Below are 15,652 nucleotides of genomic sequence, written 5' to 3'. Positions count from 1 at the left end.
CCCCGGCCGGGCGGCGCGTTGCGGCCCCCTCGCGCGGCCGCCACCCTGATTGTTGACGAGGGGAAACCCGCGGCCGGATATTCGACATGCCGCCGAAACAATGGCGTCCGGGTATTGCCAGTGTTCGCCGGGAACTCCTAAAGTCGCACGCATGGCAGCTGGAGAGTTCCTGGCTGCTCGCCGGCACGTCGATTTCGGACGGCTCGCGAGCGCCCTCTGTACGGCCGCTCCGGCGTGAACCGGCGGCGGCCCCCGGACGGGTGGACGGGGGCCCGCCGCAGGACGCCGGACCTTCCCGGGGTGGCTCGTCCCCGCACCGTTCGTGCAGGTCGATGAGGTGCCCCGATTCCTTCGCCGCGGATCCCCGGTCGGACCGCGCGCCCGTGCACGCCGTCCGGGAGACGGGCGCGACCGTCGTGCGGGCCGGTGGACCGCTTCCCCGTGAATGATTCCGGTGCCGCCCCCTGATATTGCCCGGGGCCGCCGCGTCCGGAATCACCGAAAAGCATGGAGGGAATTCATGAGCGAGATCGGCGATTCGGAAACGAACGGTTCGCCCCGGGTCGGCCGGCGCGGCTTCCTCGCCGGCGCCGCCGCCGCGGCCGCCACCGCCGCCGCCCCGGCCGCGCTCCAGCTCGCGGCGGCGCACCCCGCCGCCGCGGCGGCCGAGGCCGCCGCCGGGGCCGCCACCGCCCGGCCCAACATCCTGCTGATCGTCACCGACGACCAGCCCAAGCACACCGAGTGGGCCACCCCGCAGACCGTGGACTGGATCGCCGGCCACGGCGTCCGCTTCACCCACGGCCACGTCACCACGCCGCTCTGCGCGCCCTCGCGGTCCTCGGTGTTCTCCGGCCGCTACGCCCACCACCACGGCGTGCGCAACAACGGCGCCTCGCACAGCCTCGACCAGCACACCACCGTGCAGCGCTACCTCCGGCAGGCCGGCTACCGCACCGGGCTGTTCGGCAAGTACCTCAACTCCTGGGCGGTGGCGGACAACCCGCCGCACTTCGAGGAGTGGGCGCTGCTCCAGCCCGCCTACAACAACGCCACCTGGAACATCGACGGCGACGTCCAGACCCTCACCGGCTACACCACCAACGTCATCAAGAACCGCACCCTGGCCTTCCTCGACAAGGCCGCCACCGACACCCGCCCCTGGTTCGCCTACGTCACCCCCTACGCCTCGCACGAGCCCAACGTGCCGGCCCCCAAGTACGCGGACACCGTCGTCCCGCCGTGGAACGGGCGCCCCTCGGTGCCCGAGGACGACCGCAGCGACAAGCCCGGCTACATCCAGAACGCCACCGCCACCCTCGCCGACGCCCAGGCGGTGCGCACCCGCCAGCTGCGCACCCTGCTCTCCGTCGACGACGCCGTGCAGGCGATCCACGACAAGCTGGTCGCACTCGGCCAGCTGGACAACACCCTGGTGATCTACCTCGGCGACAACGGCTACACCTGGGCCGACCACGGCTGGCTCAAGAAGTCCGTGCCCTACTCCCCGGCGCACGAGGTGCCGTTCTACCTCTCCTGGCCGGCCGGCGGCCTCGGCGCGGGCACCACCGACCACCGGATCGTCGCCAACATCGACGTCGCCCCGACCATCCTCGACGCCGTCGGCATCACGCCCGACACGCCGCAGGACGGCCACTCGCTGCTCACCGCCGCCGACCGGGACCACCTGCTGGTGGAGTGGTGGAAGCAGGGCACGGCGGCGGGCGGCCCGCCCACCTGGTCCTCCTACGTGGCCGCCGACAAGCAGTACACCGAGTACTACGCGCTGCACACCGACGCGAACGGCACGGTGTCCGGCACGGGTGAGGTGAAGTTCCGCGAGTACTACGACCTGGCGGCCGACCCCTACCAGCTGAGCAACCTGCTGTACCAGGCCACCCCGCAGCAGGAACAGGCGCTCGGCGTACCGGCGTTGGCGGCGCAGCTGGCCGCCGACCGGGCCGCCTGACCCCCGACCGGGCGGCCTGACCCGCTCGGGCTCTTCCCCTTCCCCTTCCCCCGATGGTCCGGGGGTGGTGGCCGGCCGCCACCCCCGGACCCCGACCCCCGACCAGAACGAGGAACCACCGTGTCCACCACCAAGCCCTGCTGCGCCCCCGGCCGCCACGGCGACGGGGCCGCCGCGCCCGTCGCCCTCACGCTTGCCGCCCCCGGAGCCGTCTCACGGGTGGCGCGGCAGCTCACCGGCCTGGCCGGCGGGCGGTTCCTGATGGGCACGGACGATCGGGAGGGCTACCCGGAAGACGGTGAAGGGCCGGTCCGCGAAGTCGAGTTGAGCCCGTTCCGGATCGCGCCGACCACGGTGACCAACGCGGCCTTCGCGACCTTCGTCAAGGCCACCGGCCACCGCACCGAGGCGGAGACCTTCGGCTTCTCCTACGTCTTCGAGGGCTTCCTGCCGGAACGGCTGGCCACCACCTCCCCGCAGGTGGCCGCCGTGCCGTGGTGGCGGGCGGTCGCCGGAGCGACCTGGCGCGCGCCCGAGGGGCCGGGCTCCTCGGTCACCGCCCGCCAGAACCACCCCGTGGTGCACGTCTCGTGGCACGACGCGCAGGCGTACTGCGCCTGGTCGGGCACCCGGCTGCCCACCGAGGCCGAGTGGGAGTACGCCGCCCGGGGCGGCCTGGAGCAGGCGCGCTACCCGTGGGGCGACGAACTCACCCCGGGCGGCCGGTACATGTGCAACACCTGGCAGGGCGTCTTCCCCACCCTGAACACGGCGGCCGACGGTCACCGGGGGACCGCCCCGGTGACCGCCTTCCGGCCGAACGGCTTCGGCCTGTACAACACCGTCGGCAACGTCTGGGAGTGGTGCGCGGACCGGTTCAGCGCGGACTTCCACCTCACCGGCCCGAACCGCGACCCGATCGGCCCGCCGGACGGCGAGGCACGGGTGATGCGCGGCGGCTCCCACATGTGCCACGCCTCCTACTGCTACCGCTACCGGGTGGCGGCACGCAGCTCCAACACACCGGACAGCTCGGCCGGGAACATCGGCTTCCGGGTGGCGGCGGACGCCCGGTGACCCCGGGTGCCGGCCGGTGCGGGGCGCCCCCTCAGTGCAGGGTGCCCGCGTACCGCTCGGTGAAGCGGGTGCCGGTGGCCGCCGTCACGGTGACGTCGTAGCGGCCCTGGTCCAACGGGTACACGGCGGTGGCCGTGGTGTTCGGGCCGACCCGGACGGTCTGCTCGGTGCCCGCGTAGTCGTTCGGCGTGAGGGTGAAGGTGACGGCCGTCCGACCGGCGTTGGCGAGCGTGAAGGTGAGTACCGAGGCGTCGGGCACGGCGTTCACCACCGGCACCGCGACGTCGTCCTGCTCGGCGCGGACCACCGTCCCCGCGTAGCGGCGGACGAAGCCGTCCGGGCCGTGCACGGTGAAGTCGTAGCGGCCGTCGGTGGTGGCGGCGTCCCAGGTGTGGGTGCGGCTCGCGCCGGGGGCCACGGTGTACGGGGTGCCGGCGAAGGCGTAGACGGTGTTCGGGTAGACGGTGAACGGGTAGGCGACGCCGCCGTCGTTGCGCAGCGTACAGGCGATCAGGCCGGTGTCGCGGTCGACGGCGGCCTCCGCCCAGGGGCGGTAGGGCAGTCGGCGGTGCGGGCGGGTTCCGATCTCCTGGACGGGCATGGACTGGGCGCCGACGGCGGGGAGTTGCACGCCCGGCAGCTTGGTGCCCGCGTCGGCCCTGGCCATCAGGGCTTTGGTGTCGGGGAGTTGCGGGATCGAGTAGTCGGGGGCGGTGAAGTCGAAGCAGCTGGTGAGGTCGCCGCAGACGGCGCGGCGCCAGGCGGAGATGTTGGGCTCGGCGACGCCGGTCACCTGCTCCATGAAGCGCAGTACCGAGGTGTGGTCGAAGACCTGGGAGTTGACCCAGCCGCCGCGCGACCAGGGCGAGATCACCCAGAGCGGCACCCGGTTGCCGAGGCCGATGGCGCGGCCCTGGGTGAACTCCTCGGGCGTGCCGGGCTCGGGGGTGGGCGGCACGACGTGGTCGAAGTAGCCGTCGTTCTCGTCGTACATCACCAGGAAGACGGTGTGCCGCCACACGTCCGGGTTGGACATCAGCGACTGCAGGGCCTGGTTGACCCAGTGCGCGCCGTAGTCCGGGCCGGCGGTGGGGTGTTCGCTGAACAGGTAGGGGGCGACCAGCCAGGAGACGGTCGGCAGGGTGCCGTCCTTGCAGTGCGCGTCGAAGGCCGCCGGGTCGAACTTGGTCATCGCGTTGACGTACCGCGGGTCGGTGGCCGGGAACTTGTGGAACTGCTTGAAGTAGGAGAGCGCGTTGTCGTCGTAGTCGCCGGTGCGGTCGTCCTTGCTGGGGTTGTGGTAGACCCGCCAGCTCACGCCGGCCTGCTGGAGGCGCTCGGCGTAGGTGGTCCAGTCGGCGACGGGGTTGTCGGTGACGGGCGTGTTGTCGATCCAGGGGCCGGTGGTGCCGTCGCGGCCGGGGCCGGCGGTACCGGTCCACAGGTAGAGCCGGTTGGGGTCGGTCGGGCCGGCGAGCGAGGTGAAGTAGGCGTCGCAGAGGGTGAACGCGTCGGCCAGTGCGTACTGGTAGGGGATGTCCTCGCGGGTGAAGTAGCCCATGGTGCGCTCGCCCTTGGCGGCGATCCACTTGTTCATCGCGCCGTTGTTGATGGCCTGGTGGCCGGTGGCCCAGTCGTGGGCGAGGCCGCCGGCGTTCTGCGCGTTGTACTTGGTGGTGTCCATCCGGTACGGCAGCATCACGCCGCCGTCGCTGCGGCCGCCGTCGGGCTGGCGGAACACGTCGGTGCCGTCGGGGAACCGCAGCGCCTGCTTGTCGCCGAAGCCGCGCACGCCGTTCAAGGTGCCGAAGTAGTGGTCGAAGCTGCGGTTCTCCTGCATGAGGACGACCACGTGCCTGACGTCGGCGATGGTGCCGGCGGGGGAGGGCTCGGCGGCCTGGGCCGGGGTGCCGGGCAGGCCGGTCAGGGCGGCGGCGCCGGCGGCCGCGGTGGCCCCGACGAAGGTGCGGCGGGAGAGCTCGGACATCGTGAACTGGCCTCTCAGAGCTGGAAGGTGGCGACGGCGGCGGCGCAGTCCGAGGGCCAGCCGTTGGCGGCGGCACCCGGCTCGGGCTGCGGCCAGCCGGTGGCGAGGGTGTGCGCCTCGACGAGGGTGAGCGGTCCGGCGAAGTGCACAGCGGCGATCCGGTCCTGCGGCTCGGGCTTGCCGGCGGCGCGCTGCTTGCGGCTCGGCGACCAGGTGGCCCCGGGCGCGGCGGCCGGATCGGGGTGGGCGGCACGGTAGCTGTCGGTCAGTCCGGCCCCCTGGATCGCGGTGGTGACGGGCCAGTCCAGCGCGCCGACGCCGCTGTGCGCGGCGGCGGTGGCGGCCGTCCAGTCGAGGTGCGACGGCGAGGCGAGGTCGGCGCCGAGGAGCACCGGGACGCCCGTCGCCGCATCGGCCCGGACGGCGGCGGCCAGCGCCCTGGCCTGCTGGAGGCGGGTGGAGGCGTTCTCGGTGGCGGTGATCTGCGCGGCGCTCTGCCCGTCCTGGGCGGCGTACGGCCCGTAGTTCGCCTCGTCGAGGTGGGCGCTCCAGACCCGGACGGCACGGCCGCCCGGCAGCTGGACGGTCGCCCCGGCGGCGGGCAGCGCGGTCGTCGGCGCGGTGACGGCGGTCAGCGGGTAGCGGCTGAGGATGCCGACGCTGCCGGCGCTCTGGTGGGCGTACCAGCCGAGCGCGGTCGCCAGCGTCCGGGCGGCTCCGCCCGCCGTCTCCTGGAGCGCCAGCACGTCCAGGCCCTGGGTGAGGACGACGCGCAACTGCTTCTCGACCGCGTCGGTGAAGGCGGCGCCCGCGTTGGCGAGGTTCCAGGCGGCCACCTTGAGCCGGGGCGCCGCCGTCGGGTCGGTGACCGGGACGACGAGGGTCAGCGCGTCCGTGGCGCCCCCGGTGTCCTTCACGCCGACCAGCAGCTGCCACTCGCCCGTGCTCGCGGGAGCCGTGCCGCTGACCGTGCCGTCGGCGGCGACGGCGAGCCAGGCCGGCCCGCTGATCTTGCGGAACGCGGGGGCGCCGGAGGGGCGGCACCAGAGTCCGCCGAGCTTGACGGTGACGGCCGCGCCGGGCGCGACGGCGGTGGCGGTGAACGCGTCCACGGCCAGGTGCGGGCGCGGCGCCACCGGCTTGGGCCGGAAGGTGAACGGCGCGCTCTGCGCGAGGACGCCGTAGCCGTCCTTGGCGAGCAGGTACGCCGTGTACGGCCCCCCGGTCAGCGCCGAGGTGTCGAGCTGGACGTCGCCGGACGCGCCCGGCGTGTACTTCCAGAGCAGCGAGGCGCCGTTGCCGGGCTGCCGGGTGCCGTCGTAGACGCCGACCCAGTTCTTCGGATCGGCGGCGTCGGTCGTCCAGTGGAAGGTGAGCCGGTCACCTTCGACCGGAGCGGTGGGGGAACTGAGGGCGAGCGTGCTTCCTACGGCCACGGGGGTCCTTCGAGTCGGGCGGACGGTCCAGTTGGCTGGACAACTGGACGCCTATTGACCCGAAGGAGGGAGTACGTGGCGTGAACACGGCATGGCTGGGCGCGGGGAGGTCGGCCAACTCGTGCTCGAGTGCCGGTCGTCGGCGAATCATTCGGGCCCGTCTGCGCCGTCCGCTTGACCTTGACACGGTGGCAAGGTCTTGACTGCGGAGCAGGAGGTGGCACTGATGACCTTGCCGCAGGAGGAGACGACCACGATGCGGGCGTTCCGGGCGCTGGCGCACCCCGACGCGTCGGTGAGGCTGCAGGCCGCGCTGGCGGTCGGCACCGCGCCGGACCCGGGGTTCGTCGCCGAGCTCGTCGAGCGCTGCGCGGTCGAGCCGGAGTTCTCCGTACGGGAGATGCTGACCTGGGCACTCACCCGCCACGAGCCGTCGGCGGTGGTCCCGCCGCTGGTCGAGGCACTCCGCTCGGACCGCGCCCGGGCGCGGAGCCAGGCGTTGCACACGCTGTCCAAGATCGGGGACCGGCGGGCCTGGCCCGGGATCACACCGGCGCTGCTCGCCGACGCCGACGACGAGGTGGCCCGGACCGCCTGGCGGGCGGCGGTCGTCCTCGCACCCGACTGTGAGAAGCCCGCCTTGGCCGTAGAGTTGGCGAAACACCTCGGTCGCGGCGAGCGCGAGACGCAGCTGAGCCTCAGCCGGGCGCTGATCGCGCTCGGGGAGGTGACGCGGCCGGCCCTGGACGCCGCCGCCGCGGCTCCCGACCCCCGGGTGCGCGCCCACGCGCTCGCCACGGAGCGGCTGTGGCGCGATCCGGACGCCGGCTTCGCGTTCGCGATCGAGGAGGCGAAGCGCGTGGTGGCCCTGGGCGGGGAAGGACGGTAGTCGGTGCTGATCGGCGAGGTCGCGCGACGGTCCGGGGTCAGCGCCCGCATGCTCCGGCACTACGAGGCGCTCGGCCTGGTGCGGCCGACGGGGCGGACCGACGGCGGCTACCGGGAGTACGCGGACGAGGACGTCCGGCGGATCTTCCACATCGAGAGCCTGCGGTCGCTGGGGCTGTCGCTGCGCGATGTCGGGCGGGCGCTCGACGACCCCGGCTTCGCGCCCGCCGAGCTCGTCGACGGCCTCATCCGCGAGACCCGGCAGCGCATCGCGGCGGAGACCGAGCTGCTCACGCGCCTGCGCCGGATCGGCGCCGCCGAACCGGCGGGCTGGGAGGACGTCCTGCGGACCGTCGCGCTGCTGCAGGCGCTGGGGTCGAAGAGCGCCAGGACGCGCCAGCGCGCGGCCCTGGCCGCGACCGACGGCGTCCCCGTGCCGGTGGAGGCGCTGGTCGAGGCGGTGCTGGGGGAATCGGACCCGAACGTCGCCGGCGCTCTTCGCTGGGTGCTGGCGCAGTCGGGCGAGGAGGCGGCGGCGCTGCTGGCGGCCGGCCTCGACGCACCCTCGGCGGAGGTGCGCGAGCGTGCCGTCCGCTCGCTCGCCGAACTGCCGGACGCCGTGGCCACCGCACTGCTGCGGGACGCCCTCACCCACCCCGACCGGGCGGTCCGCGGCCGCGCGGCGCTGGCCCTCGGGGCGCGTGGGGCGGCCGACGCGGTCGCGCCGCTCGTCGGCCTGATCGTCGAGGGAACGAACGACGTCGACGCGGCCGACGCCCTGGCCGCGCTGGCGACCGACCCCGCGTCGGCCGACCGGATCGCCACCGCCCTCGTCGACCGCCTTGCCCCCGCCGCCGTGGACCCGCCCGCCCGGCGCCGCCTGACCCAGGCCCTGGTGGACATCCCGGGCCCCACGGCCACCCGCGCCCTCACCGCCCTGACCGACGACGGGGACCGCGCCGTCGCCCTCACCGCCGCCTACGCCCTCCAGCGGCGCGACTCCCCGCCGGGCGTGGGGTGTTGAGGGCTGTCCGGGCCTGTGATAGCCCTGTGTGAACGGCAGTCACGACCGGGTTGGGGTGGTGGGGATGAGGACGGCTCTGGTCACCGGGGCGTCGCGCGGAATCGGCCGGGTGATCGCGACCCGCCTGGCCGCCGACGGGGCGGCGGTCATCGTGCACTACGGCACCGACGAGGCCGGCGCGGCGGCGACGGTGGAGACGATCGAGCGTGCCGGCGGAACCGCCTACGCCGTGCGCGCGGAACTGGGCACGGACGACGACGTCGACACGCTCTTCGCCGGGGTGGAGGCGGCCCTGACCGGCCGCCCGCTCGACGTCCTGGTCAACAACGCGGCCGCCCCACCCGCGGGACCGCTCGGCGTCACGACGAGGGCGGAGTTCGACCACCTCTTCGCGGTGAACGTCCGCGCGCCGTACTTCACCGTCCAGCGCGCGCTGCCCCTGCTCCGCGACGGCGGCCGCATCGTCACGATCTCCTCCGTGGCCACCCGGATGGCCAACCCGGCCCAGACCTCCTTCGCGATGACGAAGGGCGCGGTCGAGACGATGACCCTGACCCTGGCCAACGACCTCGGCACCCGCGGCATCACCGTGAACGCCGTGGCCCCGGGCGCCACCCGCACACCCGCCAACGCCCCGGTCTTCGAAGCCCCGGGCCTGACCGACTCCATCACCCGGTCGACCGCCCTCGGCCGCCTGGGCACCCCGGAGGACGTCGCCGACATCGTCGCCTTCCTGGCCTCCGACGCCGCCCGCTGGATCACCGGCCAGATCATCGACGCCACCGGCGGCCTCTTCCTCGGCCCCCGCGCCTGACACCGCCGCCGGCCGCCGTGATCGGCACGGGGCAGTGGAACGGGCCCCGTACGCGTGCGTACGGGGCCCGTGAGCTGTCAGTGGCTGCTCTTCAGGTTGAGGACGACGACTCCGGCGATGACCAGGGCTATGCCGAGCCATTGGAGGCGGCCCAGGGACTCGCCGAAGGCGACGACGCCTATGCCGGCCACGGCCGCCGTTCCGGCGCCGGACCACACGGCGTAGGCCACCGAGACCGGGATGTGCTTCAGGGCGCGGCCCAGCAGGGCGAAGGAGAGGACGTAGCCGATGGCCACGCCGACGCTCGGCCAGAGCCTGCTGAAGCCCTCGGTCAGTTTGAGGCAGCTGGTGGCACAGACCTCGCTGAGGATGGCGAGGGTGAGGAGTACGTAAGGCATGGGGGCTCAAACCCCGGGCGCGGCGGTGAGCTTCCCGAGCAGGGTCAGGTCCGCGTGCTCCAGGCTGTCCAGGAGGGTGACCCGGGAGCCGTCCGGGATCGGGACGTCGCTGGACGGGACGGCGAGGACGGCGCAGCCGGCGGCGCTGGCGGAGGCGACGCCGGTGGGGGTGTCCTCGACGGCCACGCAGGTGGCCGGGTCCAGGCCGAGCCGCGAGGCGGCGGCGAGGTAGGGGTCCGGGGCGGGCTTGGTGCGGGGGGTGTCCTCGGCGGCCAGGGTGACGGCGAACCAGTCGTGGCCGAGGGTGGAGAGGACGAGGTCGACGACCCGGCGGGGGGAGGCGGAGACCAGCGCGGTGGGCACCTGGGCGTCGCGGAGGGAGGCGAGCAGGGCGAGGGCGCCCGGGCGCGGGACCGTCTCGGCCGCGACCTTGCCGGCGAAGGAGTCGCCGAGGCGGGTGGCGAGTTCGGCCTCGGTCAGCGACGTGCCGCTGACCCGGTGGAGGTGGGCGGCGGTGTGCTCGATGGCCTGGCCGAGGACCTCGGGGGCGTCGGCGTCGGTGAGGGGGTGGTGCAGCTCGTCGGCGAGTTCGGCGGCGGCCTGCCACCAGAGCTGTTCGGTGTCGACGAGGGTGCCGTCCATGTCGAAGAGGACGGCGGCGGGTGGGGGAGTGTCAGGCATGGCGGTACCTTCGATGGTTCACGAGAAGGAGCAACGGTCGGTCGTCGGTCAGACCGTACGACGGTCGACCAGGACCGGTCGCTCCGGCAGGGTCAGCGCGGCGCGCGAGCCGATCGGCAGGGCGGCGGCGGCCTCGGTGGGCAGGTCGGCCTTGACCTCGGTGCCGTCGTTCAGGCGGACGGTGAGGCGGGTGACGGCGCCCAGGAAGGACGCGGAGACCACCAGGGCGGCCCCGTGCTCGTCGGGGGCCAGCTGGACGTTCTCCGGGCGGACCAGCACGTGCAGTTCGCCGTCGGCGGGCAGGGTGCCGTCCACGGCGTGGCGGCGGCCGAGGACGTCGACGCCCTCGCCGGAGCGCTCGCAGGGGATGCGGCTCATGGTGCCGACGAACTCGGCGACGAACGCGGTGGCCGGGCGGGCGTACAGCTCGGAGGGGGTGGCGCACTGCTCCAGGCGGCCGGCGCGCAGGACGGCGACCCGGTCGGCCATCGACAGCGCCTCCTCCTGGTCGTGGGTGACGAACAGGGTGGTGATCCCCAGCTCCTGCTGGAGGCGGCGGATCTCCTCGCGCAGCGACAGCCGCACCTTGGCGTCCAGTGCGGACAGCGGCTCGTCGAGCAGCAGCACCCGCGGCTGCAGGGCGAGCGCGCGGGCGAGCGCGATGCGCTGCTGCTGGCCGCCGGACATCTGGTGCGGGTAGCGGCCGGCGTGCTGCGGCAGGCCGACCAGCTCCAGCAGTTCCTGGGCGCGCTTGAGGCGGTCGGCCTTGCCGGTGCCGCGCATCCGCAGGCCGAAGGCGACGTTGTCGGCGGCGGTCAGGTGCGGGAAGAGGCTGTACGACTGGAACACCATGCCCGCGTCGCGCTTGTGGGCGGGGATCGCGGTGATGTCCGTGCCGTCGACCAGGACCTGGCCCGAGTCGTGCTGCTCGAAGCCGGCCAGGATGCGCAGCGCGGTGGTCTTGCCGCAGCCGGAGGGGCCGAGCAGGGCGAGCAGCTCGCCGGGGTGGACGGTGAGGTCGAGGCCGTCCAGCGCGGTGGTGGCGCCGAACGCGCGGCGCAGCGAGCGGAATTCGACGGTCGCGCTGCCGGGGGCGAGGGGGACGCCGGTGACGGGGGCGGTGGCCGTGGTCATGATGGGTGACTCCGGGGGTTCAGGAGGTGGCGGGCTTGTGGCGGCGCTCGCGGCCGACGGTGGCCAGCAGGAGCAGCAGCAGCCAGGTGAGCAGCAGGCTCAGGATGGAGACCGCGACCGACATGTGGGCCTGGCTGTTGCCGACCGAGTAGATCCAGACCGGGAAGGGCTGGAAGCCGAGGATCGAGGCGGCGGTGAACTCACCGAGCACCAGGGCCAGGGTGAGGAAGGAGGCGTTCAGCAGGGCCCCGCGCAGGTTGGGCAGGACGACGGTGAACACCGCGCGCGGCCAGCTCGCGCCGCAGTTGCGGGCGGCCTCGACGAGGGTGCGCACGTCGACCGAGCGCAGGCCGGCGTCCAGGGCGCGGTAGGCGAGCGGCAGGGCCATCAGCACGTAGGCGATGACCAGCACCAGCGGGAAGTCCGGGTCCTGGATGAACACGAAGGTCTGGAAGAACGGCGTGTCCATCAGGTAGTCCGGGCCCCAGCGGAGCACGCCGATCAGGCCGGCGGTCAGCGCGACCGGCGGGACGACCAGCGGCAGGGTGCAGAGCACGTCGATGACCGGGCGCAGCTTGGGCGCGCCGAGCCGGACGGCGATCAGCGCCGGGACGAGCAGCACCAGCAGCACCAGGACGGTGACGACGGCGAGGCCGAGGGTCAGCCAGAGGCTGTCCAGGAAGCCGGGGGCGGAGATCAGCCCGGTGTAGGCCTCGAAGGAGATGCCCTGAGGGTCGTCGATGGAGAACCAGAAGGAGGCCGCGAGCGGGACGACGAAGTACACGCCGGCGAGCAGCAGTACGGCGCCGCGCCACCAGCGCACGGGGCGGCGCCGGGCGGGAGCGGGGGCGGAGGTGGTCAGCTGAGCCATCGGGCGCTCCGGCGCTGGAGGGGGAGGTACACGGCCATCACCAGGACGGCCACGACGATCATGTTGAGGCTGAGGGCGAGGGCGAGGTTGCCCTGGCCGACCAGCACGTTGCCGGAGAGCGCGTCCGCGATCGAGCGGCTGACCAGCGGGACGGTCGCGCCGACCATGGCGGCGGCGGTGGCGTAGGCGGCGAAGGCGCTGCCGAACAGCAGCACGAAGCCGCCGAGCAGGGAGGGCAGCAGGATCGGCAGGGCCACGTGGCGCCAGTACTGCACGGTGGTGGCGCGGTTGTTCTGCGCCGCCTCGCGCCACTGGGTGCGCAGGCCGTCCAGGGCCGGGGTGATGGTGAGCACCATCAGCGGGATGAGGAAGTACAGGTAGACGACGGTCAGGCCGGTGAACGAGTACAGCGACCAGCCGTGGTCGGTGAGGTGCAGCAGCTTGGTGATCTCACCGGCGTTGCCGAGGGTCGCGACGAACGCGAAGGCCAGCGGCAGGCCGCCGAAGTTGGCGAGCACGCCGGAGGCGGTGAGCACCGCCTGGCGCAGCCAGCCGCGCCGGGAGGTGACGACCGCCTGGGCGATCGGCAGGCCGATCACGGTGGCGAGCAGCGCGGTCAGCGCGGAGAGCTTGAGGCTGCTCAGCATGGCGGTCAGGTAGCCGCCCTGGACGGACGCCGTCAGGTTGTCGAAGGTGAACTGCCCGGCCCCGGCCTCCGCGTCGCTGGAGGCGGTGAACGCGCCGATCACGATGGCGACGGTGGGCAGTCCGAAGCCGATCAGGAAGAACAGCAGCAGCGGGACGGTGGCGAGCCAGGAGGCGCCGCCGAGGCGGGCCGGCGGCCGTCGCCGGGGGGTGGGGGTGGTGGTCGTGGCGGTGGCGGACGCCCCCGCGCCGCCACCGGGGACGGTGGCGGCGGGGGTGGTCGGCACCGGGGTGGGAGCCGTGGTCATGAGTGCCTTTTCTCAGCCCGATGGGTGGTACGCGGCCGGTGGGGCGTCAGCCCGCGATGGCCTTGGTCCAGTTCTCGGTGACGACCTTCTTGGCCGCGTTGATCTGGTCCACGGTCGGGAAGGTGGTGAACGGCTTCTCGACGGCCGGCAGCTTGGCGGCGGCGGTGGCGTCCAGGGTGCCGTCCTTCTTCAGGGCCTCGAAGGTGGACGGGGTGGCGTAGCCGCCGAGGAAGAGGTTCTGGCCCTCGGCGCTGAACAGGTACTCCTGCCACAGGCGGGCGGCCGCCGGGTGCGGGGCCCACTTGTTGATCGCCTGGTTGTAGAACTGGGCGTAGGAGCCGTCGACCGGGATGGAGACCTGCCAGTCGATGCCCTTGCCCTTGAACTCGTCGGTGTAGCCGGCGTTCAGGTAGGACCAGTCGATCGAGATCGGGGTCTCGCCCTTCTCGATGGTGGCCGGGGTCGACTCGACCGGGTTGAAGTTGCCGGACTGCTTCAGCTTGCCGAAGAAGTCGATGCCGGGCTGGATGTTCTCCAGCGAACCGCCGTTGGCGAGCGCGGCAGCGTAGACGCCGCCGAAGGCCGAGCCGGACTTGGTCGGGTTGCCGTTGAGGGCGACCTGGCCCTTGTACTCGGGCTTGAGCAGGTCGGCGAAGGTCTTCGGGCAGTTGGCGATCTTCTTGGCGTCGCAGCCGATCGAGACGTAGCCGCCGTAGTCGTTGACGGCGGCGCCGTTCGCGTCCTTCATGGTGTCCGGCACCTTGTCGAAGGTGGCCACCTTGTAGGGGGCGAGGATGCCGTCCTTGACCGCCTGCAGGGCGAAGGCGCTGCCCAGGTCGACCACGTCGGGGGCGCGGTCCTGGCCCTTGCGGGAGTTGATCGCGTTGATCTCGTCCTGGCTGGAGCCGTCCGGGTTCTCCTCCTCGACCTCGATGCCGTACTTGGCCTTGAACGAGTCGATGATCTTGCCGTAGTTCGCCCAGTCCCGGGGCAGCGTGATGACGTGCAGCTTGCCCTCCTTCTTGGCGGCGGCGACCAGGCCGTCCATGCCGCCGAAGTCGGCGGCGGAGGTGGCCTCCTTGGCGTCCTTGGTGCCGGCCTTGGCGGCGTCGCCGGCCTTGGCGCTCGACCCGGCGGAGCCGCAGGCGGTGAGGGAGAGCGCGGCGGCGGTCAGTACGGCCGCGAAGGCGGCGGCGCGGGCACGGTGCACGGTCACGGGGAAGTCTCCTGTTAAGGGGGGCGTACTGCGAGGGGGCGTCCGCGGGGGGTTCCGCGTGCCTGCGTCTCGCGAAGGGCGGCGGGTCGGCCGGGGTGAGCGGCCGATCGACGTCGTCCGAGTTGACTAGCCAACTTCGCTGACGTGGGTAAGTACGCCGGAGCCCGGTGACGGGAAGGTGAACGGATGGCCCAGCCCCGGGGTCGGCTGCGGGAACGGTCGAATCAGGTCGGCGGCGGAGCATTCGGCGAATGCGATGCTTCGGGAGCGCAGCGGGATAAGGTCGGGCTGTCCGGCGCCGGAAGGGCTGCGCAGGACACCGCCCAGGAGGGACATTGACTGACGTGGCACTGGAGTCGGGGCGCCAGGGAGCCGGTTCGGCGGATGCGCCGGCCGGCGCATCCGCGGGCGCTTCCGCAGCCGAGCGCGGGGCCGGTTCGCTCTACCGCAAGGTCGCCGCCGACCTGCGCGAGGCGATCACCACCGGCGCGTTCGGCGAGGCCGGACGGCTGCCGGCCGAGGGCGCGCTCGCCGAGCAGTACGGGGTCTCGCGCGGAACCGTCCGCCAGGCGCTCGCGGTGCTGCGCTCGGACGGCCTGGTCACCTCGCGCCGGGGCACCCGCCGGGTGGTGCTCGGCACGGCCCGGGTGCAGAGCTTCTCCGAACTGCTCAGCTTCACGCGCTGGGCGTACTCGATGGGCGAGGAGCCCGGCGGCATACTCGACTCGATGGTGCGCCGCCCGGCCGACGCCGCCGAGCGCGAGCAGCTGCGCCTCGAACCGGGCGACGAGGTCTACGTGATGGTCCGGCTGCGCACGCTCTCCGGCACGCCGGTGATGGTCGAGCGGACCGTCTACCCGCCGCGGGTCGGCGAGATCGTCGCCGAGCTGCCGCCGGACGTCGTCTCGCACACCGAAGTCCTGCGCGAGCACGGGATCCTGTTCACCGACGCCGACCACACGATCGACATCGTCGCCGCCAACGGGGACGACGCCCGGCTGCTCGGCTGCCGGCGCGGCGGCCCGCTGCTGCGCGAGCGGCGCCGGACGACGGACCCGACCGGGACGCCGGTGGAATGGTCCCAGGACCGTTACCTGCCCGGCACGGTGGCGTTCAGCGTGCACAACTCGCTGGCCACCTCGGCGCTTTCGCGGCACGCCCGGGAGATGGACTGAGGACTGAGGACTGAGGACTGCGGCGGGGC

14 protein-coding genes are annotated in these 15,652 nt (G+C 73.3%); 6 read left to right on the top strand and 8 right to left on the bottom strand.

The window, feature by feature from the left end; all coding sequences use genetic code 11:
• Positions 1-520: 520 nt before the first annotated feature.
• Positions 521-1,969 carry a sulfatase gene (locus tag ACFVUH_RS19215; RefSeq protein ID WP_387914490.1) on the top strand — a complete coding sequence of 483 codons (1,449 nt, stop codon included), beginning with the start codon at positions 521-523 and terminating at the stop codon, positions 1,967-1,969.
• Between the two features lie 120 nt (positions 1,970-2,089).
• Positions 2,090-3,046, top strand: a complete 957-nt coding sequence (locus tag ACFVUH_RS19210) for a formylglycine-generating enzyme family protein (protein WP_387914488.1) — start codon at positions 2,090-2,092, stop codon at positions 3,044-3,046.
• A 31-nt stretch (positions 3,047-3,077) separates the two neighbouring features.
• Here the strand turns inward: ACFVUH_RS19210 and ACFVUH_RS19205 are convergent, their stop codons facing one another.
• Positions 3,078-5,033, bottom strand: a complete 1,956-nt coding sequence (locus tag ACFVUH_RS19205) for a phosphocholine-specific phospholipase C (RefSeq protein ID WP_387914487.1) — start codon at positions 5,031-5,033, stop codon at positions 3,078-3,080.
• A gap of 14 nt (positions 5,034-5,047) precedes the next feature.
• A complete protein-coding gene (locus ACFVUH_RS19200) occupies positions 5,048-6,469 on the bottom strand; it encodes an endonuclease/exonuclease/phosphatase family protein (protein ID WP_387914486.1) in 1,422 nt (473 codons plus the stop codon).
• A gap of 226 nt (positions 6,470-6,695) precedes the next feature.
• On the opposite strand from ACFVUH_RS19200, the gene ACFVUH_RS19195 reads away from it, so the two are divergent.
• The 3 genes from ACFVUH_RS19195 to ACFVUH_RS19185 all read left to right on the top strand — a co-directional run bounded on the left by ACFVUH_RS19195 (position 6,696) and on the right by ACFVUH_RS19185 (position 9,195).
• Positions 6,696-7,358 carry a HEAT repeat domain-containing protein gene (locus ACFVUH_RS19195; protein ID WP_387914484.1) on the top strand — a complete coding sequence of 221 codons (663 nt, stop codon included), beginning with the start codon at positions 6,696-6,698 and terminating at the stop codon, positions 7,356-7,358.
• A 3-nt stretch (positions 7,359-7,361) separates the two neighbouring features.
• Positions 7,362-8,381, top strand: a complete 1,020-nt coding sequence (locus ACFVUH_RS19190; protein WP_387914482.1) for a HEAT repeat domain-containing protein — start codon at positions 7,362-7,364, stop codon at positions 8,379-8,381.
• A 64-nt stretch (positions 8,382-8,445) separates the two neighbouring features.
• Complete coding sequence (locus tag ACFVUH_RS19185; protein WP_387914480.1) at positions 8,446-9,195, top strand: SDR family oxidoreductase; 750 nt, start codon at positions 8,446-8,448, stop codon at positions 9,193-9,195.
• A gap of 77 nt (positions 9,196-9,272) precedes the next feature.
• On the opposite strand, the gene ACFVUH_RS19180 is transcribed toward ACFVUH_RS19185, so the two are convergent.
• Genes ACFVUH_RS19180 through ACFVUH_RS19155 form a run of 6 tightly spaced genes read right to left on the bottom strand, consistent with a single transcriptional unit; the run spans position 9,273 to position 14,448 of the window.
• The gene (locus tag ACFVUH_RS19180) at positions 9,273-9,593 is read right to left on the bottom strand and encodes a multidrug efflux SMR transporter (protein WP_355370394.1); all 321 of its coding nucleotides are present in this window, start codon (positions 9,591-9,593) and stop codon (positions 9,273-9,275) included.
• A 6-nt stretch (positions 9,594-9,599) separates the two neighbouring features.
• A complete protein-coding gene (locus ACFVUH_RS19175) occupies positions 9,600-10,274 on the bottom strand; it encodes an HAD family phosphatase (RefSeq protein ID WP_355370396.1) in 675 nt (224 codons plus the stop codon).
• 48 nt (positions 10,275-10,322) lie between these two features.
• Complete coding sequence (locus ACFVUH_RS19170) at positions 10,323-11,408, bottom strand: ABC transporter ATP-binding protein (RefSeq protein ID WP_387914478.1); 1,086 nt, start codon at positions 11,406-11,408, stop codon at positions 10,323-10,325.
• A gap of 19 nt (positions 11,409-11,427) precedes the next feature.
• Positions 11,428-12,279, bottom strand: coding sequence for an ABC transporter permease (locus tag ACFVUH_RS19165; RefSeq protein WP_387914476.1), 852 nt, complete (start codon positions 12,277-12,279; stop codon positions 11,428-11,430).
• Positions 12,267-13,232 (bottom strand): ABC transporter permease, encoded by a 966-nt coding sequence (locus tag ACFVUH_RS19160; protein ID WP_387914475.1) that lies wholly within the window; start codon positions 13,230-13,232, stop codon positions 12,267-12,269. The genes ACFVUH_RS19165 and ACFVUH_RS19160 overlap by 13 nt, the downstream gene beginning before the upstream one ends.
• Positions 13,233-13,278: 46 nt before the next feature.
• On the bottom strand, positions 13,279-14,448 hold the full coding sequence (locus ACFVUH_RS19155) for an ABC transporter substrate-binding protein (protein WP_355370408.1): 1,170 nt from the start codon (positions 14,446-14,448) through the stop codon (positions 13,279-13,281).
• A gap of 344 nt (positions 14,449-14,792) precedes the next feature.
• Between ACFVUH_RS19155 and ACFVUH_RS19150 the strand changes: the two genes are divergently transcribed.
• Positions 14,793-15,623, top strand: coding sequence for a GntR family transcriptional regulator (locus tag ACFVUH_RS19150; protein ID WP_355370525.1), 831 nt, complete (start codon positions 14,793-14,795; stop codon positions 15,621-15,623).
• Positions 15,624-15,652: the final 29 nt, after the last annotated feature.

Origin of the sequence: Kitasatospora sp. NPDC058032, from assembly GCF_042885845.1 — a bacterium.
Classification (GTDB): Bacteria; Actinomycetota; Actinomycetes; order Streptomycetales; family Streptomycetaceae; genus Kitasatospora.
This window is presented reverse-complemented; position numbering and strand designations above follow the sequence as displayed.

Bases quoted from the DNA above. Each gene is read 5' to 3' on its own strand.
- ACFVUH_RS19215 (WP_387914490.1), top strand. From the start codon at position 521: ATGAGCGAGATCGGCGATTCGGAAACGAACGGTTCGCCCCGGGTCGGC.
- ACFVUH_RS19205 (WP_387914487.1), bottom strand. From the start codon at position 5,033: ATGTCCGAGCTCTCCCGCCGCACCTTCGTCGGGGCCACCGCGGCCGCC.
- ACFVUH_RS19195 (WP_387914484.1), top strand. From the start codon at position 6,696: ATGACCTTGCCGCAGGAGGAGACGACCACGATGCGGGCGTTCCGGGCG.
- ACFVUH_RS19185 (WP_387914480.1), top strand. From the start codon at position 8,446: ATGAGGACGGCTCTGGTCACCGGGGCGTCGCGCGGAATCGGCCGGGTG.
- ACFVUH_RS19180 (WP_355370394.1), bottom strand. From the start codon at position 9,593: ATGCCTTACGTACTCCTCACCCTCGCCATCCTCAGCGAGGTCTGTGCC.
- ACFVUH_RS19175 (WP_355370396.1), bottom strand. From the start codon at position 10,274: ATGCCTGACACTCCCCCACCCGCCGCCGTCCTCTTCGACATGGACGGC.
- ACFVUH_RS19170 (WP_387914478.1), bottom strand. From the start codon at position 11,408: ATGACCACGGCCACCGCCCCCGTCACCGGCGTCCCCCTCGCCCCCGGC.
- ACFVUH_RS19165 (WP_387914476.1), bottom strand. From the start codon at position 12,279: ATGGCTCAGCTGACCACCTCCGCCCCCGCTCCCGCCCGGCGCCGCCCC.
- ACFVUH_RS19160 (WP_387914475.1), bottom strand. From the start codon at position 13,232: ATGACCACGGCTCCCACCCCGGTGCCGACCACCCCCGCCGCCACCGTC.